This is a genomic window from Magnetospirillum gryphiswaldense MSR-1 v2, assembly GCF_000513295.1.
Classification (GTDB): domain Bacteria; phylum Pseudomonadota; class Alphaproteobacteria; order Rhodospirillales; family Magnetospirillaceae; genus Magnetospirillum; species Magnetospirillum gryphiswaldense.
This window is the reverse complement of the sequence record NC_023065.1, coordinates 256,252-281,314: the sequence shown is the minus strand read 5'-3', so window position 1 is coordinate 281,314 and position 25,063 is coordinate 256,252. Positions and strand designations below refer to the sequence as shown.

Genomic DNA, 25,063 nt, shown 5'->3' with positions numbered 1-25,063 from the left:
GCCGACAAGCGTAAACTGGCGCAAAAATATGTCTTCTCGGGGGAGGAGAGCACCATGCGCCTTTATCTGGACGTGGATGGCACTTTGTTGCGGCGCTCGGGCCATGCCCGCCTGCGTGGCGACTTGGCGCCGGCCAACAATCTGCTGCGTTTCCTGGAATGGGCCGCTGCCGGCTTCGACTGCGTGTGGGTGACCTCGCGCACCCGCCACGGTGCCGCCGACACCTTGCTGCCGGTCCTGCGTCAGGCCGTAGGCCCCGGCGATGAATGGGACCAGATATCCCGGGTCATCGCCAATTTCGCCACCCCGACATGGTCCGAGTTCAAGGCCGAGGCCATGGACCTGAACGAGGATTTCATCTGGATCGATGACGCCCCCGAACCGGAATCATTAGAGGCCCTGGATCAGGCCGGTCGCCGCGCCTGCTGGCTGTCGGTCGCCGTCGACCAACGCCCCGACGACCTGCGCCGGGTGATGGAACTGATGGAAGGTCGCGGCATGCGGCTGGCGGCGGAATAGGTCGCAATCACCCCGGATAGGGATGGCGCCGCCCGCGCCAATCGGTGACCTGCAAGCGCTCGCCGTCCCACCAATCCGGTCCCACCGGCACCTTGCCGGCACCACCGGGGATATCCAGCACGTAAGTGGGCTGGGCGATGCCCGACAGCCGCCCGCGCAAGGCCCGCATGATCGCCTGCCCCTCGGCCAGACTGGGACGGAAATGGCTGGTGCCGCGGGTCAGATCGGGATGATGCAGATAATAAGGCCGCACCCGATTGCGGATCAGGGCACGGAACAATTCCTCCAGCACCGCCGGATCATCGTTGACGCCCTTCAACAACACGCTTTGCGAAACCAGCGGCACCCCGGCATCAGCCAGCCGCCGCAGCGCCTTGCCCGCAATTGCCGACAATTCGCGCGGATGGTTGACATGCACCGACACCCATACCGCCAGCGTCTCGGTTGATTTCAATGCTGACGCCATGGCCGCGCTCACCCGCTCCGGGTCAGCCACCGGCACCCGGCTATGGAAGCGCAAGACCTCGATATGCGGCAGTTGGGCGATGCGGGCGACCAGATCGGCCAAGCGGGTGGCATTCAGCATCAGCGGATCGCCGCCGGTGACGATGATCTCACGCAGATCCGTCTGCCCGGCCAGATAGGCCAGCGCCTCGTCCAGTTCGGCGGCGGACAAGGTGCCGTCGGCATCACCCACCGCTTCACGCCGGAAACAGAAGCGGCAATAGACCGGACAGACCAGGATGGGCTTCAACAGTGCTCGATCGGGATAACGATGCACCACCCCCTTGACCGGGGAAAAGGCGTCGTCGCCGACGGGATCGGCCCGTTCCTCGGCGGCGACGTGCAATTCAGCGGCATTGGGCACGTATTGGCGGGCGATGGGGTCGGCGGCATCGCCCGCATCGATCAGATCGGCCACCGCCGGGGTGATGGCGATGACGCTGGAGCGCGCCACCGCATCCAGGGCAGCGCGCTGGCTTTCATCGACCAATCCGGCGCCGATCAGGTCGTCCACCCGGCGCAACGAGCGCGAGAGACGGGCGGCGGCGCCATTATCCGTGTTCATCCGTGTCCATCCGTGTCATGAAGCAATGCGGATCGATGGGCGTTCATAGAGGTTTTCATGTCCCGAGGCAAAGAGTCCTGGCACCCCCAATCCCTGGCCGAACGTCTGCCCTATTTGCAGTGCCGCCGCCAGGTATTGCGGGCGGTGCGCGCTTTCTTCGATGCCGGCGATTTCACCGAGGTGGAAACCCCCTGCCTGCAAATCTCGCCCGGGCTCGAGCCACACCTGAAAGCCTTCGCCACCCGATTGGAAGACCCGTGGGGCGGCCCGGCCCAGCCGCTTTACCTGCACACCAGCCCCGAATTCGCCATGAAAAAGCTGCTGGTGGCGGGGATGGAGCGCATTTTCCAAATCGCCCATGTCTTTCGCAATGGCGAACGTTCCGACACCCACAGCCCGGAATTCACCATGCTGGAATGGTACCGGGCCGGCGGCAGCATCGGCCAGATGATGGACGACACCGAAGCCCTGGTGCGCGCCTGCGTCACCGCTGCCGGAGGCACCCACCTGCACCGGGCCGATATGGCCTGCGACCCGCTGGCCCCCTGGCAACGCTTGTCCATCGCCCAGGCCTTCGACCACTATTGCGGCATCGACGTGCTGGCCACCGCCCCCGACCCCTGGCGGCCCGACCGCACCGCCCTGGCCGCCGAGGCTGTCCGTATCGGTATTTCAGTCTCGCATTCGGATGCCTGGGACGACATCTTCTTCAAGATTCTGCTCGACCGCATCGAGCCGCATCTGGGCATGACCGTGCCGACCATCCTGCATTCCTACCCGGTGTCCATGGCCGCCCTGGCCCGGCCCGATCCCGACGACCCAAGGGTGGCGGAACGGTTCGAGGCCTATGCCTGCGGCGTCGAATTGTGCAACGCCTTCGGCGAACTCACCGATGCCGACGAGCAGGAGCGCCGGTTCCAGGCCGACATGGATCTGAAGGAAAAGCTTTATGGCGAACGCTATCCGATCGATCCCGGCTTCATCGACGCCCTGCGCCACGGCATGCCGCAATCCGCCGGCAACGCCCTGGGGCTGGACCGGCTGATCATGCTGATCGCGGGCGCCCAGCGCATCGATCAGGTGTTATGGCTGCCGGTGGACTGAGGGCGGCAGAGTGTCGGGCTGGATATCGGCCAAAGTCTTGCCGTCGAACGCCGCCAGAAAGGCGTCGCGGGCATCCTCGATCACCGAGCGCAGCTTGCAGCCGAAGATGGGGCAGGTATCGCCGCTATCGTGACACGGCACCAGATTAAGATTTTCCGATTGCCGCAGCAATTCGCCCAGATTGATCTGGTCGGGCTCGCGCGCCAGCATCAATCCGCCATGCTTGCCGCGCACGGTGCGGATATGCCCCAGTTCGGACAGGCGGCGGACGATCTTTTTCAGGTGTTCCGAGGAAATGGAATAAAACTCGGAAATCTCGCGCACAGTGGACACCCCCTCGCGCCGCATTGATAAATATATCAGCAACCGCAGAGAGTAATCGGTGAATTGAGTTATTTTCATGATCAGCCAAAGTCAGGTTTCACTGATATTGGCGCAGTTGCCTGACCCGTTCAACCGCATCACTCACCTGAGTGGAAATTTCTTGCTGCGTCGCGGCAACGGCTTCGCTCTCCAGCTTGGTCAAAATCTCGAACAGTCGGTTTTCCCCAAACATGCCGCACTTGCCGCGCATGGCATGGACATGTTCGGCCAAGACAAGGCGATCCCCCGCCTGCATGTCCTGAAGCAGAGCTGCATCCTTGTCCATTTCCGCCAGAAAGGCCGGCATCAGCCCTTCCAGCCCCGCCGGCGGCAACGGCGGTGGCGGCAGAATATTGTCGGGCAGCAAGGCCGATAGATTGGCCACCAGGGCGTCAGGACCGATGGGCTTGGCCAGGAAGATGGTGAAACCGGCCAATTCGGCCTGACGACGGTCGGCGGCGGCGGCCCCCGCCGACAGCGCCACCAGCGGAATGGGCGGCGCGCCGGTATCGCGCTCGTGCTGGCGGATGGCGCGGGCGGCGGCAAAGCCGTCCATCACCGGCATGCGCAGATCCAGCACGATCAGGTCATAGCCGCCATTTTCAGCCTTGGCCAGGGCCTGACGGCCATCGGCGGCTTCATCGACGCTCCAGCCGATGCCGGTCAAAAAGCCGCGCAAGACCAGACGGTTCAGTTCCACGTCATCGGCCAGCAATACCCGGACATGGCTGGGCCGTTCGCGCCGTTTGGGGGCGGGCGGCACCGCCTCGCTCAAGGGCAGGCGAACCGAGGCCTCCAACTGGCCGTCGCGGCGGCGGATGGAGAGGGTCCCGTCCATGGCGGTCAGCAGGTTCTGACACAGGGACTGGCCGATATCGCTGTCGCCGCTGCTTTCCACATCCTGGCGCCCCGGCCCCGACACGGTCACCAGCAGATGGGGTCGTGCCGCGCTTAAGCCCAGCACCATCTCGCCCGGTCCGGTGCCGAAGCGGTCAAGCAAGGTGCGCAGCACCTGCAAGATGGCCGATTCGTCGGCAACCACCCCCACCGGCAAGGCCAAATCCCGGTTAAGGGTAAACCCCTGGCCGCGATCCCCGGCCTGACCGCGCACCAAAGCCGCCATTTCCTCGGCCAGTTCCGCCACCAGAACCGGTTGCGGGCGCAACTCGATGCGGCCGGTTTCCATACCGGCCAGATCCAGGATGTTGCCGATCAGCCGCGACAATTGCTCGGCGGTGCGCCGCAGCAGGCGGACATATTTACGCTGTTGTTCATCCAGTTGCGTCTGTGCCAGCAATTCGGTCAGCCCGGCCCAGCCATGTAGCGGCGTGCGGATCTCGTGGCTCATCACCGCCAGAAATTCCGACTTGGCCCGTGAGGCCTGCTCGGCCACCGTCAAGGCATCGGCCAGCGATGCGGTACGCGCCTCCACCAATCGTTCCAGGTCGCGATTGAGCACCGCCAGCCGTTCCGACGCCAAACGTTCAGCCCGGAACATACGCAGCGCCAAGGCGGCAAAATAACAGGTGGCGAAAGCGGCGAACCCAACCGACACCAGATCGGTCGAGGTGATGATGCGGGCATAATGCAAAATGTCGTTGATCAGGGCGACAGCCAGTATCAACGAGCCGGCCATCAGCCATCTGGCCCCCAGCCGGCGGCGGCGCATGGCCCAACCCACCAGCATGACCCCGACCAGCGGCACCACCAGGTTAAGCAGCATGAAAATATCGCGGAAGCCGGTGTAGAAGGCCGGCTCGGTCAACAGGGTCACCGCCCCCATCAGCGCCGATAGCCCGTATCCGCCCCAAGCCAGCGGACGTGGCGTTTCGTCCGGCAGCAACTCGCGCAAGAAGGCGAAATACAAGCCGGGGAACACGAAAAGCGTCATATAGGCGACCGGCAGATACCAATGATCGGCCCGCATTTCATGACCGATCAGAACATAAAGCTGGGCCGAGGAAAACGTCCGCGCCGCCACCAGCGCCGTGAACAGGGCAAACACCAGAAAAGCCGGGTCACGCTTGCCGCCGGCATAAAAGGCCAGGGCCATGAAACTCACCATCAGCAACGCGCCGAAGGCGGCCAATGGCAGGGCGGTCAGCCGTTCCGCCTCGAGCGCCAGCACCTCGGCCGGACCTAAGCGGACGGCGCGGGTAATCCCGCCTTCAAAATGATTATGGTTGGAAATCTCGAAGACCAGATCGACGAAATGCCGGCCCAACGGCAGCGGCACCAGCACCCGTTCCAGCACCGGCACTTCCGCCCCGGCATCCAGGCCCAATTGGCCCAAGGACCGCACCAGCACGCCATCCACATGCAGGCGCCAGGCGCTGTTGATGTCGGGGATGGCCAGCACCAGGGGCGGGGCACTTTCCGGCAGCAGCACGCGCAAGACCAGGGCCGCGTTGCCAGTGCCGGGATAAAGAGCGTTCCACGGCCCCGGTTGCTGGATGTAGGAATCCACCGTCCAGGCGAAAGCCCGTGACGAATCCGAGCCCTGGACGATACCCCAGGTGCCGGCCAGATCGACCGGCCCCACGCGGGCGAAATCAACGCCGCGTAAATCGATGACGCCATGCTCGGCCCGAGGCTCGGCCTGGGGCGTGGCCGCCCGGGAAAGTCCAGGCACCAAGACAGCAACCAGAACCATCAATCGGAGCAGAATCCCACGCATGATGATTTGTCGCAGGCCTCGCCGCCGCCGTCATCAGGTGAAGACCCGATAGTTACGGTTGCTGGGGCTCGAAGTTACGGACGAAATCGCGGAACCGCTCGGCCGACAGGGGCGGCGAAAAGCGATAGCCCTGGGCCAGATCGCAGCCGCGCTCGACCAGAAAAGCCTGTTGCTGGCGGGTTTCCACCCCCTCGCCCACCACCTTCATGCCCAGCGAATGGCCCAGGGCGATGATGGCCTCGATCAGACGGGCATCATCGGCGTTATTGAGCGCCTCAGAGACGAATGAGCGGTCGATCTTCAAGATATCGACGGGAAAATGCTTCAGATACGACAGCGAGGCATAGCCGGTGCCGAAATCGTCGACGGCGATGCGTGCCCCCAGATCACGCACCCGCTCGAGCTTGCGGATGATTTCCGTGCCGGAATTGAGGATCAGGCTTTCGGTGATCTCCACCGTCACCAATCGTGGCGACAACCCGCTTTCGTCCAAGGCCCGGCGCAAGGTGGTGGCGATATCCGTCTGCTGCACCTGACGCGGTGAAACGTTGATGGCGATGCGCAAATCACCCAGGCCGGCCTGTTGCCAGGCCTTGGCCTCACGGCAGGCGGCCAGGGTCAGCCATTCGCCGATGGGCAGGATCAGCCCCATTTCCTCGGCCAAGGGCACGAACTGGTCGGGATTGACAGCGCCGATATAGCGGTTTTGCCAACGCAGCAAGGCCTCGGCCCCGCCGACGCTGCCATCGGCCAGATTGACCACCGGTTGGAAGACCAGCGAGAATTCGTTGTGTTCGAGCGCCTCGGACAATTCGCCGGCCAGCCGTGACCGCGCCTGAGCCCGGGCATCCATGGTGGGGGTGAAAAAGCGGAACGTGCCGCGCCCCGCCGCCTTGGCGTGCTCCAACGCCGACGACGAATTGCGCATCAGGGTTTCCACATCCTCGCCATCGCCGGGCCACAGGCTGATGCCGATGGAACACGACAGCAAAATCTGGTTGGCCTCGATCAGCAAGGGCTCTTGCAACGATTCCAAGATGGTGCGCACCACCGCCTCGACCTCGTCGATGGTGTCGATATGAGGCAGCACGGCGATGAATTCGTCGCCGCCGAAGCGGCCCAAGGTGTCGCCCTTGCGCAAACAACGGCCAAAGCGCAGGGCGCTTTCGCGCAACACCATATCGCCCACGGTCATGCCCAGGGTGTCGTTGATGGTCTTGAACCCATCCAGACCGATGAACAATAAGGCAGCGCGGCAATTTTCACGCCCCGCCAGAACCAAGGCCTGCAACAGGCGGTCCAGCAGCAGGCCGCGATTGGGCAGCTCGGTCAGGGTGTCGTAATTGCTGTGCCGCCACAGCTTCTCGGCATTGTCCCGGGCTTCGCTGACATCGCGGAACATCAGCACATGGCGGCTGGGACCACCGCGCATATCGTGCTCACAGGCCACCGACAGGCTTTGGCGGTAAGGTTCACCGGTCTTGCGCCGGCTCCACACTTCGCCTTCCCAAGAACTGCCCCGGCGCAGATGCTCGTCCACTTCCACCAAAAAGGTACCGTCGCCCAAGGACGCATACAGCATCTCGGCGTGACGGCCGCACACTTCCTCGGGCAGAAAGCCGGTGATGGCGGTAAAGGCCGGATTGACCACCAGAAGCCGCCAGTCGGGACCGCAGACTGCCACCGCTTCGGCCGCCATGTCGAACGCCGCCCGGAACAAGCGCAATTCGGCATTTTCCCGCTCAAGCTCGGCCAGCCTTTGCTGCACGTCCCCCCCCGTAGATCTATTACAAATCAGGCGACCATTAAGACCCGAGGTTTTTGCACAGGCAAGTGCCGAATGCCGCTCTAAACGGGCATTGTTGGCACAGGTTTGCGTGATTACTTTTTGAGCGCAAATCACCTATGCGCAAAAATAAGGCAGAGCATCTTGCCGACCACGGGATTCGCTGTCATCATGATGGAACGTTGATGGCGGCTCCTCCTCCCGCCGCCTTAGACGAGACCTGAAGAGCTCTTCTCGACGAACAAGCCGCGCGCCCCCCTGGGGCGCGCGGTTTCTTGTTCAGCCCGCCCACAACACCAGGGCGATGATCTGCGGCGCGATCACCCGCAGCACCATGACCAGCGGATAGACGGCGGCATAGGACAGGATGGGCGCTTCCGACGGCGCCAACCCCTGGGCAAAGGCCAAGGCCGGCGGATCGGTCATCGACCCCGACAGCAGGCCACACATGGTCAGGTAATTGACCCGCGTCACCCAGGTGCCGACCACGGCCACCGTCACCAACGGCAGCAAGGTGATCAGCATACCCCAGGCCATCCAGCTCAGGCCGGGGCCGTGCACCAGGGTATCGACGAAGCCGAGCCCGGACTTGATGCCGACAGCGGCCAGGAACAGGGCGATGCCCAGATCGCGCATGACATGATTGGCCGCCGGCGGCATGAACCACACCACCTTGCCCACATGGCCCAGCCGCGACAGCAGGATGGCCACCACCAGCGGCCCGCCGGCCAGCCCCAATTTCACCGCCGATGGCAGACCCGGCAGCATGATCGGCAGCGATCCCAGCACCATGCCCAGGGCGATGCCGATGAAGATCGGAGTCATCTGGGTTTCCTGCAACGCCTTCGAGCGGTTGCCGATGATCCCGGCCACCAGCGGCATGGATTCGGGCGCACCAACCACGGTCAGCATGTCGCCGAATTGCAGTTTCAGGCTGGCGTCGGGCACCAGTTCGTAGCCGGCACGGTTGACCCGGCTGACCACCACGCCGTGGCTGCCGCGCAAATTCAGCTCGCCCAGGCTTTTTCCCAATACCTCGGAACGGGTGACCACCTGGCGTTCCCACTGGACATCGCGGCTGTCCATGGCCTTCAGATCGACCGAGGCCAGCGGCCCCAGCAGGCGGTTGAGGCGCGGCAATTTGTTGGCCGGCCCCACCGCCAGCACCACATCACCCTCGGCCAGGGTGTCGTCGGCATTGACCACGTGCTGGCTGCCGTCATGCAGCACCCGCGACAGCACCACGCCCATTTCCTTCAATTCGTCCAGGTCGCGCAGACGGGCGCCGAACACCGCCGGATTGCGGATTTCCACGTTGACGGTCTGCAACGCGTCGAACTTGGCGGCGCGGTCGGCGTCAAACGCCGCCGCCGCCTTGGCCGGATTCTGCTTGAACACCAGCCGCAGCACCAGCATGGACAGCAAGATACCAAGGATGCCGAAGGGATAGGCCACCGCATAGGCTTGGCCCTGTGCGGTCCCGGTAAAGCCCAATTGCGCCAGCACTTCCTGACCGGCGGCCAGGGACGGCGTATTGGTCACCGCCCCCGACAGCAGCCCCAAGGCGGCGGGCAACGGTACGCCGCCCAGCAGGTGCACGGCCACCGCCACCAGCGAGCCCAAAACAACCACCGCCGCCGCCATCAGGTTGAGCGCCATGCCGTCTTTCTTGAAGGCCTGGAAAAAGCCCGGCCCCACCGTCACGCCGATGGCGTAGACGAACAGCACCAGCCCGAACTCGCGGGCGAAAGCCAGCATGGTGGCATCGACGGCAAAGCCGAAATGGCCCAGGGCGAGGCCGGCGAACAGCACGCCGCCCACCCCCAGCTTGACGCCACCCAGCTTGATCTGGCCCAAGGCCAAGCCGCCCGCCGCCGCCACCGACAGCAGCAGCAGGGCTTGCGCCGGTCCGTGCAGTTCCATCATCCCCACCCATCAACATCGCAGTGCAGCAAGGGTGCGTCAGCACGGGCGGACTGACAAGCGAAATGCGGATTTCACCGCAACGGCGGAAACAGCACCTCTCCGGCGCAGCGGTCGCGCGCGCTTTTGCCGCAATCGGTGAATTTCAGGCTCTTGTCCAGGCACACCCGCACTTCCGCCGCATAGCGCCCCCGGCACACCACCGCCATGCGCTCGCCGCTCAGGCCGGGATTGACCTTGGCGAACAGGGCTTCCACCTGCTCGGGCTCCAGTTGCAACGGCGCCTTGGGGGCGTTGAACTCGCCCGGTATGCGGATGGCGGCGAAGGCCTCGCGGGTCTTGGCGAAATAATCCGCCGGTTTGCCGCCGTCGCAGGTGCCGTGGCGCTTCCATTCGTGCTCGATCAGCTTGCGGCTGGGCATGACCGGCAAGGTCGCGCTGGCAACCTCGTCCGGCACCGGCTTGGTTTCCGCCGCGCATTCGGCCGGATAGCCGCCATCGGCATATTGCGGCCACAGACCGTGGACGACGAAACCGTATTGACGCGGACCGCCACATTGGTCGGCATCCTGACGGCCCGAGCGACCGGCGCAATAGGTGGGCGACCACGACAAGGCCAGGACATAATGGTCGAACTTGCCCGGTGTTCCCGCCTTTTGCGCCCAGGCAGGAACAGAGGCAAGACACAAAAGCGCGATCAGCAAAAGACGCATGGCGCGATCTCCTATTCAACCCATTCAATTTATCCGTGGCGAAACGCTTGACAAGCGGCATCGCGCTGCCCTGAATTGCCATCCCCCGCAAGGAACAGGAAATCATGCGCTATCCGCCGCCGTCCGTTGTCCCGCTCGACCGTATTCTGCCCGACGAACCCTTGTTGATGATGGGCGCCGGCCCGGTGCCGATTCCGGCCAAGGTGGCCCAGGCCAATTCCATCGTCATCAATCACCTGGGCGAGACCATGAACCGGGTGATCGAGCAGGTCAAAGCCATGGCCCGCTACGTCTTCCAGACCCAGTCTGGACAGATCTTGGGCGTCGCCGGCCCGGCCTCGGCGGCCATGGAAATGGCGGTGTGCAATCTGGTCGAGCCCGGCACCAAGGTGCTGGCGGTGTGCAACGGCTATTTCAGCCGCCGCCTGGCCGAGATGGCCGAACGCTGCCAAGCCGACGTCGTCATCCTGGACATCGCCAACGGCGAGCCGGCGCGGCCCGACGAGATCGAAGCGGCCATCCGCCTGCATCGGCCGACGCTGTTGACCATCGTTCAGGGCGAGACCTCCAACACGGTGTGGAACCGCTATTTGCCGGAAATCTGCGCCATCGCCCGCGCCCATGAGTGCCTGATGGTGGTTGATGCGGTGTGCACGCTGTCGACCATGCGGCTCGACATGGACGAATGGGGCGTCGACGCCCTGATCACCGGCGGGCAAAAGGGACTGTCGTCCATTCCCGGCGTGTCGCTGCTGGCGTTCTCGGAAATCGCCTGGAAACGCATCGAGGGCCGCAACGCCCCCATGGCGCAATGGTGCCTGGATGCCCGGCTGGCCGACCGCTTCTGGAACAAGAACTCCTATCATTACACCGCCCCGGTGTCCGGCATCATGGCCATCCACGAGGCGCTGCGGCTGATCTGCGCCGAAACCCTGCCGGCCCGCTTCCACCGCCATGAGCTGTGCTCGCTGGCGCTTCAGCGCGGCATCGAGGCCATGGGCCTGGAATTGCTGGTCAAGGAAGAGGCGCGGCTCAATTCGGTGGTCGGCATCAAGGTGCCCGACGGCGTCTCCGGCGACGACGTCCGCCGCCACATGTCGCAGATCCATCGGGTGGAAATTTCGGGCGCCTTCGGCCTGGACATCCTGCGCATCGGCCAGATGGGCGAGCAATGCCACGCCCACACCATCTTCCGCACCCTGCACGCCTTCGGCTCCAGCCTGAAGGCCCACGGCGCCAAGCTGGACCTGCCCGCCGGCGTCGCCGAACTGGAACGCATCCTGACCGAAGGTCAGGTGGTGTGAAGCGTCAGGCCGCCACCTCCTCAATGCAGGTCACCCGGTTGCGGCCCTGGCGTTTAGCCTCGTACATGGCCTGATCGGCCAAACGCTGCACATCGGCGATGGACTGGGCGGCGCCTTGCCGTCCGGCCACGCCGATGCTGGCGGTGATCCGCAGCCTTTCCGTACCGATATCGGGCATCAGCGCCTCGATATCGCTGCGCAGCTTTTCCGCCAATTGCATGGCGCCGTCACGATCGGTGTCGGGCAACAGCACGGAAAATTCCTCGCCGCCGATGCGCCCGACGATGTCGCTTTGCCGCACGGCCCGGCGCAGGCACTGCGCGACCGCTTTCAAAACGACGTCCCCGGCTTCATGTCCATACTGGTCGTTAATGCGCTTGAAATGATCAAGATCGACGAACAGCATGGCAAACGATCCGCCGCTGCGCTGGGCCTGATGCAGGGCGGAATCGCATAGCCCGTAATAGGCCCGCGCGTTGTAAAGCCCAGTCAACGGATCCTTGGCCGCCATATCGGCAAGCTTGCGATTGGCTTCGACCATGCCATGGTGGAAGGAGATGGAACGCGCCGAGAAGGCGTGGAAAAAACCACTGATATAAACAATGGCCAAAACGCAGGTGGTGATGGCGTTAGCCGAATAAGGTTGCTCGAGATGAGCATTGCCCGTGACGACGAAAGTCACCGATCCGATGGCAACCACCGCTCCGGCCCGCGCCCCCAGGATCAGATAGACTCCCGGCAGGTTCAACGCGAACCAGATGATACGCATTTCATCGACGCCGTTATAGAAAAAGACGATGACGTAAAGGCCAAAGGCCAAGGCCTCGTAGACATAAGCGACGACCAACATGCGCTGGGGATGGCCGCGCAGCAGCAGATAGAAAAGCAGGCTGATGGCGCAAAATGCCCGTTCGGCATGGACGAAACGCAGATCGAAATCGGCGAATCCCATTTCCACCGACAGTAGGAACAGCAGGGAAATCCCCAGCCCGGTCAGCAGGATGGCGCAAGCGAACCGATATTGGAACTTGCGATATTCCTGCCCTTCGGGAAACGCCACATCACCGAACAACAGCGGCATCAGACGCATTATCGCCCCATCACATACAAAAGGCGAACCCACGACCAAGGATATATCACCCGCGGTCGTAAGGGTCCACTCGTATTGACGGGATGATTACTTCTCCGCCTGATGGCGCAGGATCAGCGGTCCTTGCGACAGCATGAAGGCCAAGGTGATGATCAGGCTGCCGGGCATCTTCCACAGCACCCAATGATCGGTGCTGAGGACGTGGCGAACCACCTCGTTGGCCCCGGCCATGGCGATGAAGAACAGCCCGACGCGCCAGGACAACTTGCGCCAGCCGGCCTCGTCCATGCTCACCGCGTGGCCCAGCACCTTCTTCAGCACGCTTTTGCCGAACGCCAAGCCACCCAGGATGAGACCAGCGAACAGGGCATAGATGATGGTCGGCTTCATCTTGATGAAGGCTTCGTCGTTCAGCCACAGGGTCAGACCGCCGAACACCACGACGATGGCCGCCGTCACCATGGGCATCAGCGGCAGTTTGCGTTCCACCGCCCACGACAGGGCCAGACCGATCACGGTGGCGATCATCAGCGCCACCGTGGCCGGCATCAGGCCTTGGGCGAAATAAACGGCGACGAACACCGCCAGGGGGCCGTATTCGACGGCGGGTTTGAGCCAGGGCTTTTCCGACAAAATGCTGTTTCCTATTGCTGTCAGCCGGGATTGGCCGAGCGGGGCGCGAACACGGTTTCGTCACCGGTGACCTTGACCGCGCGCAAGAAATCGGTGGCGAAGCTCTCCGGCTTGGCCGGCAATTGCACCCGCAAGGTATCGCCGCCCTTTTGCCGCACCGACCAGAACGAATTTTCCGGGTTGCGCCAGATCACCCATTCGAAGCTGCCCTGGGGCGGGTCGTTCTCGTTGCCGAAATCCACCTCGACGGCGGTGAACAGCTTGGCGGCGGCGATGAAGCGGGCGATGCGCTTGTCGCGCGACAGCATATAGGCCTTGCGCGCCGCCTCCAGATCGGCCGAGCGCTCGGAAAAGCGCATCTTGTCGCTGGTCATGGTCGGCACGATGACCAGGGCCCGGCCCACCAGCGGCTGGTCGCTGGGCTTGACCAGTTTGACCTGCTCGGCGTTATAGCCGTCGAAGGCGTCGTTCAAGGACGCCAGATCCTTGTATTCCTGGCCACGGAAGAAGATGCCGTTATAGCCGGGACGGCTGAGGACCACGCGCAGGAAATCAAGGTCGCCCTGAACGTCGGCGACCGCATGGGCCAACTGGGTGACGAACCCCGCCAGGGTATCGCCATCCATCACCACGCTTTCCCGATCCTGGGCATCGCGCAGGCGCCAGCCGACGCGATCCTTGAACAAAACGAAATCGCGGCCCTTGGGCACGGCGGTGGTGACGTCGGCATATTCCACTCTGAGCGATTTGAACAGGCCCGCGGCCCGGACCACGTCGATGCGGGCCTGATCGATGCGGCGACTGCCTTCCGACACGCCGTAGGGGCCGGAATAGGTGGCCGGCAGCACCACCCGCAGGGAATTGGCCACCTGCGGCTGCCCCGTCACCTTGGCGCTTTCCTGGGCGAGATGCTGATCGATGGCCTTCAACAGCAAATCCGAGGTGGCGAAAGTCTGGCCGTTCCATTGGTAACTGGTCGGCGCGCCCAAGCGGTCAAGCTGTGCCGTCACCTTGGTCAGCGGGGCACCGACCGGGGCCGATGTCGACACGCTGGCACCATCGCCGCGCCCCGAATTTCCGCAGGCGGCCAACGCCAAGACTATCGCCATCATCGCCGCAACGCGCATGTCTGCCCCCTAGAACTGAACCCGTCGATCCGGTTTCGCGGGCGGATCATACACGCACGGATCGCATGGCGGCAATCATCCGCCGAACACATGCTGGCTGATCACCAGCCACACCGAGGTCGCCGCCATCATCCAGCCGAAGGCGCGGCGCAACACCCGCTCGGGCCAGCGATGGGCCAGGGCCACCCCGGCGGCGACGGTCAGGGTACCGCCCAGGGCCAGCACCAGCCCCACCGGCCAGTCCACCCGCTGGTTCTGGGCATAGGCGCCCAGGGCGAACACCGAGGACGGCGCCACCATGGCCAGGGCGAAGCTTTGCGCCGTCCGCTGTCCCAAACCGAACCAGCCGGTGAGCAGCGGCGACACCACCAGACCGCCGCCCACCCCCAGCAAGCCCATGGACGAGCCGCCGGCCAGCCCGACCACCGGCAGCCAGCGCGGATCACGGCTTTTCTCGGCTGTCCTCTCTGGGCTGGCCACGATCAGACGCAGGGCGACGAACAGCAGGAACAGGGCGAACAAGGTGCGCAGCAAACCCTGATCGAGCAGATGGGCGAAATGCGCCGTGCCCCAGGTGGTCGCCGCCCCCACCGCCGCCACTTGCAAGGCACGCCCCAATGGCACCGGATTGTGGCGGGCATAGCGCCACCAGGCCAACAGCAGATTGGGCACCATCATCACCAGGGCGGTCCCTTGGGCGGTGGCCTGATCGAGGCCGAAGCCCAGCACCAGCACCGGAATGGCGATGATGCCGCCGCCGATGCCGAACAGGCCGCCGAAAAACCCCATGGCCGCCCCCAGCGGCAGGACGATCAACAGGAGATGCAGCATCTGGGCGGACATGGCGGGCCTTGAAACAGGAGGGACCGGGCCAGCATATCCCTTGCCATGGACAGAACAATGATAGACTAATTCATTCACTATTGCGTAGGACGCAACAATGGATACCAGTCTGGACATCGCCTTCTTCTCGATGCTGTGCCAGCATCCGACCCTGGCGGCGGCGGCCCGGCACTTGGGCTTGTCGCCGCCGGCGGTCAGCCGCCGGCTGGCGGGGCTGGAGGCCCGACTGGGCGTACGCCTGCTCAACCGCACCACCAGACGGCAAAGCCTGACCCCCGAGGGCGAACGCTATCTGCTGGAAGGCAGCCGCATTCTCGACGATATCCAACAATTGGAGCAGGCCTTGGCCGCCAGCCGGCAGGTACCGAGCGGCCTGCTGCGCATCAATGCCGGCTTCGGTTTCGGTCGCCGTCATCTGGGGCCGGCCATGGCCGATTTCGTCGCCCTTTACCCCCAGGTCGAGGGACAATTGCACCTGAGCGACCGCCCGCTTGATCTGGCGGCGGAAGGGGTGGACGTGGGCATCCGCTTCGGCCTGGGGCCGGATTCCGGCCTATTGGCGCGCAAGATCGCCAGCAACCGCCGCCTGCTGTGCGCCGCCCCCGACTACCTGTGCCGCCATCCCGCCCCAGCCGCACCGGCGGACCTGACCCGACACCACTGCATCGTCATCCGCGAGAACGACCGCGCTTTCAACACCTGGCGGCTGGTGTCCGACAGCGGGCCGGCAAGCATCAAGGTCAGCGGCCCGTTGAGCGCCAATCACGGCGAGGTGGCGGTGGAATGGGCCTTGAAGGGCCACGGCGTACTGTTGCGATCGGAATGGGACATCGCCCCTTATTTGCGTAGCGGCGAGTTGGTGCGCATCCTGCCGCATTGGTCGGGCGAGGAAGCCGACATCCATGCCGTCTATCTGCAACGGCATCATCTTTCGGCCAAAATTCGAGTGTTCATTGACTTCCTGGCCGAGCGCTTCGCCGGTTATCGCCGCGACGGCGGCTGGTGAGCATGACCCACGTCCCGCCTATGGACGGATGTACACATTTACACCGGTAAACCCAATCGGCGCAGAGGCCTGGGCTATTTCCCTCTCGACCGGAATCTGGTATGAATCAACGCGAAAATGTTGCCTGGGAGAAAGTGGCTTGCAATGGCGCAAAAAGTAAGAATTGCGCGACTGGATGCGACGGCTATACAGCCACCACTCCTGTCCGGGCGGCCTTTATGGGAAGACTATGCGGCAATAAATTCTTTTATTCGCCGCCATCTGCCCGCCGCTTCCGCCGTACTTATTGCTGAACCACAGCGCCCATCCGGGTCGTCGTTTATCGACTGGTACACGGATGCTGCCGGTAAGCCTGTGGCCATCTCGTCGCTGGCACGGACCGAGCGGGAAAAAGCGGAAACGCTGCTGGTTGATCGTCTGCAGGCGCTGCGCGACCTGGCGGCGCGCCATTCCGCCGATCCGGCAGCCGCCTTGCTGGCCGCCGCCATCGTCGACCCACCGATGGAATCCGTTTTTGTCGTCAACGGCCAGCCGGTGATCATCGGCTGGGGGCGTTCCGGCAACGGAATACCGGCCCGCCCAATCCCGGCGCCCGTAACAGCGCCTACCGCCGTGGCGCCTACCCCCGTGACGCCGGTCGCCGCCCCCATGGCCACCGCTGCCGCCCCGGTCGTGGCGGCGACGCGTTCGGGCCTTCCCTGGGGATGCCTGGGGGCTCTGGCCGCGCTGCTGCTGCTGTTGGCCCTGCTCTGGTGGCTGTGGCCATGGCTGTGGGGCCTGCTGAGCCTGAACAGCCCGGACCGCCTGGCCGCATTGGCGGCGGAAGAAGAGGTGTTGAAGGCCGAAATCACCGCCGCCGAGGAGGAACTGCGCCGCCGCCTCGCCGCCTGCCCGCCGGAAAAGCCGATTGCCCCGACCAAGGAAGAGCCGCCGCCAGTGGTGCCGGAAAAGGAAATTCCGGTCCAGCCGGTGATCCCGGAGCCCGAGCCGAAGCCGGAACCCAAGCCGGAACCCAAGCCCGAGCCGAAGCCGGAACCGCCACCGAAAAAGGCCAATGCCGAGCCGCCGCCGACCAAGACCAATCCGCCCCAACCGCCTCAGCAACAGGCCAAGGTCGATACACCACCGTCGAAATGCCCGCCACCGCGCAAGAAATGGGAAGCGCCGGAACTGGTGGTGCTGCTGGATGCCTCGGGCAGCATGCGGCTGAAGGCCGGCGTCTCGCAGGAGGAAATCACCGCGCTGACCCGCCGCGCCCGTGCCGGCGACCGTCAGGCGATGGCTGATCTGGCCGCCATGCAAAGCACCGGCGGCAATGATCGCCTGAGCGCGGCCAAGGCCGCCGTCAACCGCTTAGTGACGACGCTGCCCACCGATATGGATGTAGGGCTGGTGGTATTCGGCAAATGCCAGGGCGCCGACAACCACAAATTCTTCAGCCCGTCCGAACGCCCCCGCCTGACCGCCCTGCTGGAAAGCATCCGTCCCCAGGAAGGCACACCGTTGGCGCGCGGCCTCGAGCGGGCCGGCAACACCGTCGACGGCGTCACCGTGCCGGCCACCTTGGTGGTGGTCACCGACGGCGAGGATTCGTGCGGCGGTGACCCGTGCGCGGCGGCGCGGGCGCTGAAGGCGGCCAAGCCCAAGCTGACCATCAACGTGGTCGACGTCAACGGCCTGGGCGAAGGCCGCTGCATGGCCGACGCCACCGGCGGTCGGGTATTGCCCATGCGTTCCGCCGCCGAATTGCCCGAACTGATCCGCAAGGCCAGCGGCGAAACCCCGGTTCCACCCGGCTGCGGGCCGTAATCACAAAACCACCGGCTAACTGAGGGAATGAACCATGTCTGGCCTGCTTCTGCGTACCGGTCGATTGCGCGAATACAACGCCCTGGGGTCGGTGGGCCGTCCGGTTTATTCCGCCGCCTCGCAATTAAGGGCGCTGATCAAGCGCACCATGGGCCAGGATTGCGCCGACATGCTGGCCATCCCCCAGATCAACGAGGCCGGCGACACCATCGACTGGTACGCCCCCGCCGGCAGCACCGTGGTGCCGTGGGACGCCGCCACCGAGGAGGAACGCGCCCCCGCCCGTCAGGCCATCCAGCAGGCGCAACAGGATTTCCAATCCCGCAGCGCCGAGATGCTGGGGCAAGCCAACGGTGCCAACAAGGACATGGAGGTGTTCGCCCGCCTGCTGCCCTTCGCCACCCAAATCCCCGACGAATCGCACATCCATCTGGTCGACGGTCGCCCGGTCATCACCTTTTGGGGCTTCACCCGGCTGAACGCCGCCCCCGAGGCCGACGTCATCCGCGATCTGGCCCTGCGCCCGGCCATGGCTTCGGCTGTGCCCCCCGCCGCCCCCGCCGCGCCACTGCCGCTGCCGGTGCCGGTGGCCCAGACCTGGCTGCAACGCTGGTGGTGGCTGTTGCCCATGCTGTTCCTGCTGCTGCTGTTGCTGCTGGTCTTCGGCCTACGCGGCTTCACCGCGCTGATGGAACCGGCAGCAATCACCGTGCCGACCGAGGAAATCCCCAAGACCGAAATGCCGCAAGGCACCCTGCCGCCGGTGGGGGTGGTGCCCCAGATCGGCGTCCCCCAGGTTGGCGTTCCCGGCGTGTTGGTGCCGGGGGCGACTCTCCCCGACGGCACCGTGCCACGTTCTGGCGCCGGCATCGTCGTACCCCCGGCCTCGACGCCGGAAAACACGAGCCCGAAGCCCGATGGAATCATCGACAAGCCCGCCACCACCGACCCGACCAAGCCGCCGGCCCTCAATGCCGACAAGACGCAAAGCCCGGCCAAGCCCGATATGCCGCCACCGCCGCCCTTGACCTTGCCGGACAAGGCCATGAAGGACGGCTCGACCGCGTTTCTGGACGGTCGTTGGCGGTCACGGACCAGCCTGATGGACAGTCAGACCGGTCGTCCGCTCGAGGTGGAATATGATTTCAAGAACGGCAAGGGCACGGCTACCATCCTGCGTAGCGACGGCAGCAAATGCCCGGCCCCGGTGGAAGCGGCGGTCCAGGGCGGCAAGCTGACCCTGAACCAGACCGCCGACGCCAAATGCGCCGACGGCCAAGTGTTCGACCGCTCGAAGGTGGAATGCCGCCCGGGCAAGGACGGCAAGGCCGAGTGCCGGGGCGTGCATGCCGATGGCGGCGGCTATTCCGTTGAGATCGTCAAATAGGCAACTCGAGACCAAGGGACTGAACCTGACCATGCTGCCTGAACTGATCCGCTTCGAGGAAGAAGCGACCCTGATCATGCGGACCGGCGTCCAGTTCCTGGATTTCGGCCTCACCCTGGATCTCAAGAAAGAGATGCCCGGCATGTTCTTGAAGAGCGACAGCAACGCATCGTTGCAGCGCGCCGAATATGACGAGCCCAGCGGTCGCTATTTCCACCCCGGCACCCGCACCGCCATTCCCGACCAGAAGCTGCGCGACGTGGCCATGGATGAATCGGTGCGCCTGCTGCAAGACGTCTGGCTGCCCATCCCCTTCCTGCGCCTGCATTCGGGCCGCTTCGCCGAAGGGCCGATGAACTGGGCCCGCGCCCGGCTGGTGGCGTTGCGTCCGGGTGAGGATATCAACGCCTACACCCACCGGCTGGTGCTGGCCTTCGACACCAAGGTGTTCGCCGACGACGAATCGGGTGCCGCCTATCTGGCCCCCACCGAGACCGATGTCAGCAGCGGCGCCAATTTCGCCCTGGCCTGGCGCAGCCACGACATGAGCTGGTTCACCGAGCAGACCTGGTTCGCCGATTGGATCAAGGATCTGTTCACCGACCATGCCACCCCGCGGCTGAAATTCTCGCCCGAGGATATCGAGGAACGGTTGGGGCAGTTGGACCAGCACGCCCATTACCTCAATGTCCTGTGGCTGCTGGGCAACCGCCTGCGCCTGCCCAAGGTGCGCATCCTCAGCAACCAGCGCGACCACATCCATAAGGCCATCCCGGTGGACATGGTCCTCGACGTCGGTAATTCGCGCACCTGCGGCATCCTGATCGAGGATCACCCGCAGGAAAACAACGGCCTGCGCACCCGCTATGAACTGGAATTGCGCGACCTGTCGCGCCCGCACATGGTCTATTCCGAACCGTTCGAGAGCCGCATCGAATTCGCCGAGGCGGTGTTCGGGCGCGTCGATCATTCCTGCCATTCCGGTCGCAACGACGCCTTCGTCTGGCCGACCATCGCCCGTGTCGGCCCCGAGGCCACCCGGCTGGCCTCGCGCCGGCGCGGTACCGAGGGCGCCACCGGCCTGTCCAGCCCCAAACGCTATCTGTGGGACGACGAGCGCTATGAAAACGGCTGGCGCTTCAATCAGGCCTTCAGCAAGGCGGAAACCGAGCCTTTGGCCACCGCCGCCCCCTTCGCCGACCTGATCAACGAACAAGGTGACGCCCTGTTCACCCTGGCCGAGGAGGATCAGTTCCAGGTCCTGATCCCGCATTATTCGCGCTCGTCCCTGATGACCTTCATGCTGGCCGAAGTGCTGACCCAGGCGCTGACCCAGATGAACAGCCCCAGCCAACGCATGAAGCAGAACCACGCCAACGTGGCCCGCCAATTGCGCAGCGTCATCCTGACCGTGCCGCCGTCCATGCCCAAGCCGGAACGCGACCTGTTCCGCGAACGCATGCGCCAGGCCATCGGTCTGGTGTGGAAATCCATGGGCTGGCACCCGACCGAAGCCGACATCGAGAACGAGGGCAAGGAACTGGCCTGGCCGCCCTTGCCCAGCTTCAGCACCCAATGGGACGAAGCCACCTGCGCCCAGGCGGTCTATCTGTTCTCGGAAACCGCCAATCATTTCGGCGGTCGGCCCGAGGAATTCATCCAGGTCATGCGCCGCCGCCGCCCCGGCCCCGACCGTCAGGTGCTGACCGTCGCCTCGGTCGATATCGGCGGCGGCACCACCGATCTGGTCATCAACGATTACGCTTTGGACGACGGGCGCGGCGGCAATGTCTCGATCCTGCCGGACCAGCGCTTCCGCGACGGCTTCAAGGTGGCCGGCGACGACATCATCTTGGAAGTGCTGCAAAAGATGGTGGTCCCGGCCATCGCCAACGCCTTGCGCGCTCACGGCATCACCGACCCCGACCCGCTGTTGTCCAAGCTGATCGGGGCCGAGGCCGGCATCGTCCAGCACATGGTCATGCGCCAGCAATTGGGCTTGCAGATCATGTATCCGCTGGCGCTTCGCATCCTCAAGGATTACGAGGCCTACAATTATCAGGCCGGGGCGGAAACCCACACCCTGACCATCGGCGAAATCCTGGCCGAGCGCGAGCCGCCATCCGCTGCCGTGCTCGACTATTTCACCGCCGGCGTGCGCGGCGTGCTGGGGGCGGGCAGCCCCGCCTTCGACCTGATGGCGGTACCCGTCGCCATCGACCTCAACCGTCTGCACATGCTGTTCATCCAGGACCGCATGGAGATTTGCAACACCATCAAGTCGCTGTGCGAACTGGTCCATCTCTATGATTGCGACGTGCTGCTGCTGAGCGGTCGTCCGTCACGGCTGCCCGGCATCCAGGCGCTGTTCCGCGCCCTGTGCGCGCTGCCGCCCGACCGCATCGTCCCCATGCACAATTACCGCACCGGCAATTGGTATCCGTTCCATCGCCAGGGCCGCATCGACGACCCCAAGACCACCGCCGCCGTCGGCGCCATGATCTGCGTGCTGGGCCAGGGCCGCATCCCCAATTTCTTCTTCCGCGCCAATCAGTTCCGCATCTATTCCACCTTGCGGCACATGGGGCTGCTCGATCACAACAACACCATCAAGGATGCCGACGTCTATTACCGCGACATCGACCTGGATGATCCCGATTACCAATTTCCCGACACTGCCTTCGAGATGCGTGGGCAGATGATGCTGGGCTTCCGCCAGTTGACCGCCGAACGCTGGGTGGCCAGCCCGCTTTACCAGTTGGAATTCGCCCCCGACAACAACAAGGCGGCGGAAAAGCTGTATGGCCGCAACAACGGTGTGTTGGAAGTGACGCTACGGCGCGGCTCGGTCCGCCGGGGCGACGCGCTGGAAATCGCCCGGGTCGCCGAAAAGGGCGGCAGTACGCTCAGTACCAGCGTGCTGCGCATCCGCCTCAACACGCTTAACAATGCCGGCATCGGCGAAAACAGCTACTGGCTCGACACCGGCAGCATCGTCCGCTGAGGAGACAAGACGTGAGCAGGACTCCCGATATTCTTTCCAAGCGGTGCCAGGGTCTGTACCAGGGGGCCGGACAGGCCATCGGCTGGGTCGCCGAGGTGCGCCCCGGCGCCCAACGCCTGGACCGCGACGCCGACGGCCTGATCGAACGGCTGCGCCGCAGCCGCAACTTGGCGCGGCGCCTGGGCCAAGCGGCCAAACGGCCCATGTCGGCGGGCTTTTTCGGCCTGTCGCAGGCCGGCAAGTCCTATCTGATCTCGTCCTTGGCGCGCGGCGACAACGGACGGCTGGAAACCGTGTTGGATGGCGAGCGGCTGGACTTCATCGACCACATCAACCCGCCCGGCGGCGGCAAGGAAGCCACCGGTCTGGTCACCCGCTTCACCCGCAAGCAGCCCATCACCACCCATGGCTATCCGGTGCTGCTGTCGCTGCTGAACGAAGCGGACATGGTGAAGATTCTGGGTAACAGCTTCTTCCTGGATTTCGACCGCGAGCGCGCTAATTTCGACATCCCCCAGGAAACCATCCTGGCAAGGCTGAAGGAATTGCAGGGCCGCCGACAGGCCAAGCCCACCGGCGGCATGGATGAAGACGACGTGGTCGATCTGTCCGATTATTTCGACCGCCGCTTCAAAAAGTCGAACGAACCGCTGGCCGGCTTGTTCTGGCCCACCGCCATCGGTCTGGCCCCCTATCTGCTGCCCGCCGACCGCGCCCGTCTGTTCGCCCTGGTATGGGGCGAATTGCCGGAATTCACCGACGCCTATGCCAAGCTGCGGCAATTTCTGCAAAGCCTGTCCTTCGCCACCGAAGTGCACGCGCCGACCTCGGCCCTGGTGGAACAAACCGGCGGCGTCTATTCCCAAAGCAATTCCATCATGAATGTGGATGCGGTACGGGTGCGCTTCGGCACCGACACCGACGATCTGGTCGGCGTGCTGCCGGTGGTCGACGGCCAGCCCCTGGCCGAAATCAAGCTGCAACGCTCGATCCTGGCGGCACTGACCAAGGAAATGGTCTTCGGTCTGGCCGAAGCGCCGCGCGTCGATCTGCTGGAAGAGCTCGACCTGCTCGACTTCCCCGGCTATCGCGGTCGCATGGGCTTGACGGCGGTGGCCCAGGCGGCGGCGACGGACGAGGGCTCGGACCCGGTCGGCACCTTGCTGCTGCGCGGCAAGGTCGCCTATCTGTTCGAGCGCTACACCGACGACCAGGAAATGAACGTCCTGGTCTTGTGCAACCCGTCCGACCAGCAGATCAATATCACCGCCCTGGGGCCGGTTCTCGACAGTTGGGTCGCCGCCACCCAGGGCACCAGCCCGGCGGAGCGCGCCCGCCGCGCCCCCGGCCTGCTGTGGGCCTTGACCATGTTCGACAAACGCCTGGGCGACAGCCTGAACCAGAGCGACAGCAATCTGGAGATGAAGTGGGACGGCATGCTGACCTTGGCCTTGCTGGAACGCTTCGGAAAGGCTCCTTGGGTGCAGGAATGGTCGGGCGGCAAGGCCTTCGACAATCTGTTCATGGTGCGCAAGCCCGGCATGTCCAAGGGCATCTTCGATCTGGATGACGAGCGGGAATTGGCGGTCAAGGCCGACGTCCAGGCCGATATCGACCGCATGCGCGCCACCTTCAGCAATAACCGTATGGTCCAGCGCCATGTGGCCGAGCCCGGCCCCACCTGGGACGCCATGATCGGCTGCGACGACGGCGGCATGAGCCGGCTGGTCGGCCATCTGCGTAAAGTCGCCCATGTCAGCAACAAGTTGGAACGCATCGGCGAACAGGTGGATCATCTGCAACGCGAGTTGGTGGAGATCCAGTTGGGCGCCTATTATCGCGCCGACGGCGCCGACGAGGTGGAACGCAAGAAACGGCTGGTCGAGGTGGTCCTGGGCGGTCTGCGTCAGCGCCCGACCTCGTTCGCCGAGGTGCTGCGCGCCTTGCAGCCGTCGTCGGAACATCTGCGCTCGCTTTATCTGAAGGCCGAGGACGAGGCGGTGGAAAGCCCCGCCGGCACCATTGCCCCGGCCTTTGGCGGCGGCGGCTTGATCTCGCTCGACATCTTCGCCGCCCCCGTCGCCGACGCGGCGCCGGCCCCCGCCCCCGCCCCCAGCGGACGTGCCGCCCTGTTCGCCAAGGCGGCGATCAGCGACTGGCTGAAGCAATTGCGGCAATTGCCGGAAAGCCAGGAATTGCAGACCTTCCTCGGCCTTACCAGCGACATCCTGCAAGCCCTGGTGGACGAGGTGATCACCGGCGCCATGCGCTTCCGGCTGGAAGAAAAGCTGGTGGATGCCTTGCACAAGGCCAGCAACCGCGCTGCCGCCACCCGCAGCAAACTGGCCGACCAGCAGGTGCTGGTGGTCACCACCATCATCAACGATTATGTGGATTATCTGGGTTTTTCACAGACCGAGATCACGGGCCGTCCGGCCTCGATGATGCCGGGGCGCCCCATCTTCCGTCCGCCGGCAGCGATCCCGACCGGCACCTTGCCGGTGCTCGACGCCAATCCAGTGCCCTATTCCGGCCTCTACATCACCGATTGGTTCGAGGCCTTCCGCGCCACCGCCATCGCCAATGCCGGCCACGCCGCCGGCAGCGAGATCACGCCCGAGCAGAACGAACGCCTGGGCAAAATCCTGAACATCATTGCCGGCGCCAGCCTGGGCGCCCCCCAACTTACCAGCGCGGGAGCGTAAG

General features: G+C 64.5%; 18 protein-coding genes. 8 read left to right on the top strand and 10 right to left on the bottom strand.

Annotation, left to right across the window (positions count from 1 at the left end):
* Positions 1–54: 54 nt before the first annotated feature.
* A complete protein-coding gene (locus MGMSRV2_RS01260) occupies positions 55–519 on the top strand; it encodes a hypothetical protein (protein WP_106002324.1) in 465 nt (154 codons plus the stop codon).
* 7 nt (positions 520–526) lie between these two features.
* Here the strand turns inward: MGMSRV2_RS01260 and MGMSRV2_RS01255 are convergent, their stop codons facing one another.
* On the bottom strand, positions 527–1,588 hold the full coding sequence (locus MGMSRV2_RS01255) for a lysine-2,3-aminomutase-like protein (protein ID WP_024078493.1): 1,062 nt from the start codon (positions 1,586–1,588) through the stop codon (positions 527–529).
* Positions 1,589–1,645: 57 nt separating this feature from the next.
* Here MGMSRV2_RS01255 and epmA point away from each other — a divergent pair, with 57 nt between their 5' ends.
* On the top strand, positions 1,646–2,692 hold the full coding sequence (gene epmA, locus MGMSRV2_RS01250; RefSeq protein ID WP_024078492.1) for an EF-P lysine aminoacylase EpmA: 1,047 nt from the start codon (positions 1,646–1,648) through the stop codon (positions 2,690–2,692).
* Here epmA and MGMSRV2_RS01245 read toward each other — a convergent pair.
* The 5 genes from MGMSRV2_RS01245 to MGMSRV2_RS01225 form a co-directional block, all read right to left on the bottom strand.
* Positions 2,672–3,094, bottom strand: coding sequence for an RrF2 family transcriptional regulator (locus tag MGMSRV2_RS01245; protein ID WP_024078491.1), 423 nt, complete (start codon positions 3,092–3,094; stop codon positions 2,672–2,674). The two genes, epmA and MGMSRV2_RS01245, sit on opposite strands and share 21 nt — an antisense overlap.
* Before the next feature lie 19 nt (positions 3,095–3,113).
* Entirely contained in the window at positions 3,114–5,708 is a 2,595-nt protein-coding gene (locus MGMSRV2_RS01240) for a response regulator (RefSeq protein WP_041633373.1), read from the bottom strand.
* Between the two features lie 76 nt (positions 5,709–5,784).
* On the bottom strand, positions 5,785–7,500 hold the full coding sequence (locus tag MGMSRV2_RS01235) for a putative bifunctional diguanylate cyclase/phosphodiesterase (protein ID WP_024078489.1): 1,716 nt from the start codon (positions 7,498–7,500) through the stop codon (positions 5,785–5,787).
* A gap of 297 nt (positions 7,501–7,797) precedes the next feature.
* The gene (locus MGMSRV2_RS01230) at positions 7,798–9,444 is read right to left on the bottom strand and encodes a putative transporter (RefSeq protein ID WP_052588816.1); all 1,647 of its coding nucleotides are present in this window, start codon (positions 9,442–9,444) and stop codon (positions 7,798–7,800) included.
* A 71-nt stretch (positions 9,445–9,515) separates the two neighbouring features.
* Complete coding sequence (locus MGMSRV2_RS01225) at positions 9,516–10,154, bottom strand: ribonuclease T2 family protein (RefSeq protein WP_024078487.1); 639 nt, start codon at positions 10,152–10,154, stop codon at positions 9,516–9,518.
* A 104-nt stretch (positions 10,155–10,258) separates the two neighbouring features.
* On the opposite strand from MGMSRV2_RS01225, the gene MGMSRV2_RS01220 reads away from it, so the two are divergent.
* Positions 10,259–11,458 (top strand): pyridoxal-phosphate-dependent aminotransferase family protein, encoded by a 1,200-nt coding sequence (locus MGMSRV2_RS01220; protein WP_024078486.1) that lies wholly within the window; start codon positions 10,259–10,261, stop codon positions 11,456–11,458.
* Between the two features lie 4 nt (positions 11,459–11,462).
* Here MGMSRV2_RS01220 and MGMSRV2_RS01215 read toward each other — a convergent pair whose 3' ends face one another.
* The 4 genes from MGMSRV2_RS01215 to MGMSRV2_RS01200 all read right to left on the bottom strand — a co-directional run bounded on the left by MGMSRV2_RS01215 (position 11,463) and on the right by MGMSRV2_RS01200 (position 15,151).
* A complete protein-coding gene (locus tag MGMSRV2_RS01215; protein ID WP_024078485.1) occupies positions 11,463–12,548 on the bottom strand; it encodes a GGDEF domain-containing protein in 1,086 nt (361 codons plus the stop codon).
* A gap of 87 nt (positions 12,549–12,635) precedes the next feature.
* On the bottom strand, positions 12,636–13,181 hold the full coding sequence (locus MGMSRV2_RS01210) for a septation protein A (RefSeq protein ID WP_024078484.1): 546 nt from the start codon (positions 13,179–13,181) through the stop codon (positions 12,636–12,638).
* Between the two features lie 20 nt (positions 13,182–13,201).
* The gene (locus MGMSRV2_RS01205) at positions 13,202–14,308 is read right to left on the bottom strand and encodes a hypothetical protein (protein ID WP_024078483.1); all 1,107 of its coding nucleotides are present in this window, start codon (positions 14,306–14,308) and stop codon (positions 13,202–13,204) included.
* Positions 14,309–14,383: 75 nt separating this feature from the next.
* The gene (locus tag MGMSRV2_RS01200; RefSeq protein ID WP_024078482.1) at positions 14,384–15,151 is read right to left on the bottom strand and encodes a sulfite exporter TauE/SafE family protein; all 768 of its coding nucleotides are present in this window, start codon (positions 15,149–15,151) and stop codon (positions 14,384–14,386) included.
* A 97-nt stretch (positions 15,152–15,248) separates the two neighbouring features.
* Between MGMSRV2_RS01200 and MGMSRV2_RS01195 the strand changes: the two genes are divergently transcribed.
* The 5 genes from MGMSRV2_RS01195 (at position 15,249) to MGMSRV2_RS01175 (ending at position 25,062) form a co-directional block, all read left to right on the top strand.
* A complete protein-coding gene (locus MGMSRV2_RS01195; protein WP_024078481.1) occupies positions 15,249–16,157 on the top strand; it encodes a LysR family transcriptional regulator in 909 nt (302 codons plus the stop codon).
* Between the two features lie 354 nt (positions 16,158–16,511).
* The gene (locus MGMSRV2_RS01190) at positions 16,512–17,966 is read left to right on the top strand and encodes a vWA domain-containing protein (protein ID WP_024078480.1); all 1,455 of its coding nucleotides are present in this window, start codon (positions 16,512–16,514) and stop codon (positions 17,964–17,966) included.
* Positions 17,967–18,000: 34 nt separating this feature from the next.
* Positions 18,001–19,353 carry an SrfA family protein gene (locus tag MGMSRV2_RS01185; protein ID WP_024078479.1) on the top strand — a complete coding sequence of 451 codons (1,353 nt, stop codon included), beginning with the start codon at positions 18,001–18,003 and terminating at the stop codon, positions 19,351–19,353.
* A 31-nt stretch (positions 19,354–19,384) separates the two neighbouring features.
* Positions 19,385–22,357 carry a virulence factor SrfB gene (locus MGMSRV2_RS01180; protein ID WP_024078478.1) on the top strand — a complete coding sequence of 991 codons (2,973 nt, stop codon included), beginning with the start codon at positions 19,385–19,387 and terminating at the stop codon, positions 22,355–22,357.
* 11 nt (positions 22,358–22,368) lie between these two features.
* Positions 22,369–25,062, top strand: coding sequence for a putative virulence factor (locus MGMSRV2_RS01175; RefSeq protein ID WP_024078477.1), 2,694 nt, complete (start codon positions 22,369–22,371; stop codon positions 25,060–25,062).
* Position 25,063 lies beyond the last annotated feature (1 nt).

What these genes read in the sequence shown, in the direction of transcription:
- MGMSRV2_RS01260 (WP_106002324.1), top strand. Translation starts at nt 55, where the DNA reads ATGCGCCTTTATCTGGACGTGGATGGCACTTTGTTGCGGCGCTCGGGC.
- MGMSRV2_RS01255 (WP_024078493.1), bottom strand. Translation starts at nt 1,588, where the DNA reads ATGAACACGGATAATGGCGCCGCCGCCCGTCTCTCGCGCTCGTTGCGC.
- epmA (WP_024078492.1), top strand. Translation starts at nt 1,646, where the DNA reads ATGTCCCGAGGCAAAGAGTCCTGGCACCCCCAATCCCTGGCCGAACGT.
- MGMSRV2_RS01245 (WP_024078491.1), bottom strand. Translation starts at nt 3,094, where the DNA reads ATGAAAATAACTCAATTCACCGATTACTCTCTGCGGTTGCTGATATAT.
- MGMSRV2_RS01240 (WP_041633373.1), bottom strand. Translation starts at nt 5,708, where the DNA reads ATGGTTCTGGTTGCTGTCTTGGTGCCTGGACTTTCCCGGGCGGCCACG.
- MGMSRV2_RS01230 (WP_052588816.1), bottom strand. Translation starts at nt 9,444, where the DNA reads ATGATGGAACTGCACGGACCGGCGCAAGCCCTGCTGCTGCTGTCGGTG.
- MGMSRV2_RS01225 (WP_024078487.1), bottom strand. Translation starts at nt 10,154, where the DNA reads ATGCGTCTTTTGCTGATCGCGCTTTTGTGTCTTGCCTCTGTTCCTGCC.
- MGMSRV2_RS01220 (WP_024078486.1), top strand. Translation starts at nt 10,259, where the DNA reads ATGCGCTATCCGCCGCCGTCCGTTGTCCCGCTCGACCGTATTCTGCCC.
- MGMSRV2_RS01215 (WP_024078485.1), bottom strand. Translation starts at nt 12,548, where the DNA reads ATGCGTCTGATGCCGCTGTTGTTCGGTGATGTGGCGTTTCCCGAAGGG.
- MGMSRV2_RS01205 (WP_024078483.1), bottom strand. Translation starts at nt 14,308, where the DNA reads ATGCGCGTTGCGGCGATGATGGCGATAGTCTTGGCGTTGGCCGCCTGC.
- MGMSRV2_RS01200 (WP_024078482.1), bottom strand. Translation starts at nt 15,151, where the DNA reads ATGTCCGCCCAGATGCTGCATCTCCTGTTGATCGTCCTGCCGCTGGGG.
- MGMSRV2_RS01195 (WP_024078481.1), top strand. Translation starts at nt 15,249, where the DNA reads ATGGATACCAGTCTGGACATCGCCTTCTTCTCGATGCTGTGCCAGCAT.
- MGMSRV2_RS01185 (WP_024078479.1), top strand. Translation starts at nt 18,001, where the DNA reads ATGTCTGGCCTGCTTCTGCGTACCGGTCGATTGCGCGAATACAACGCC.
- MGMSRV2_RS01180 (WP_024078478.1), top strand. Translation starts at nt 19,385, where the DNA reads ATGCTGCCTGAACTGATCCGCTTCGAGGAAGAAGCGACCCTGATCATG.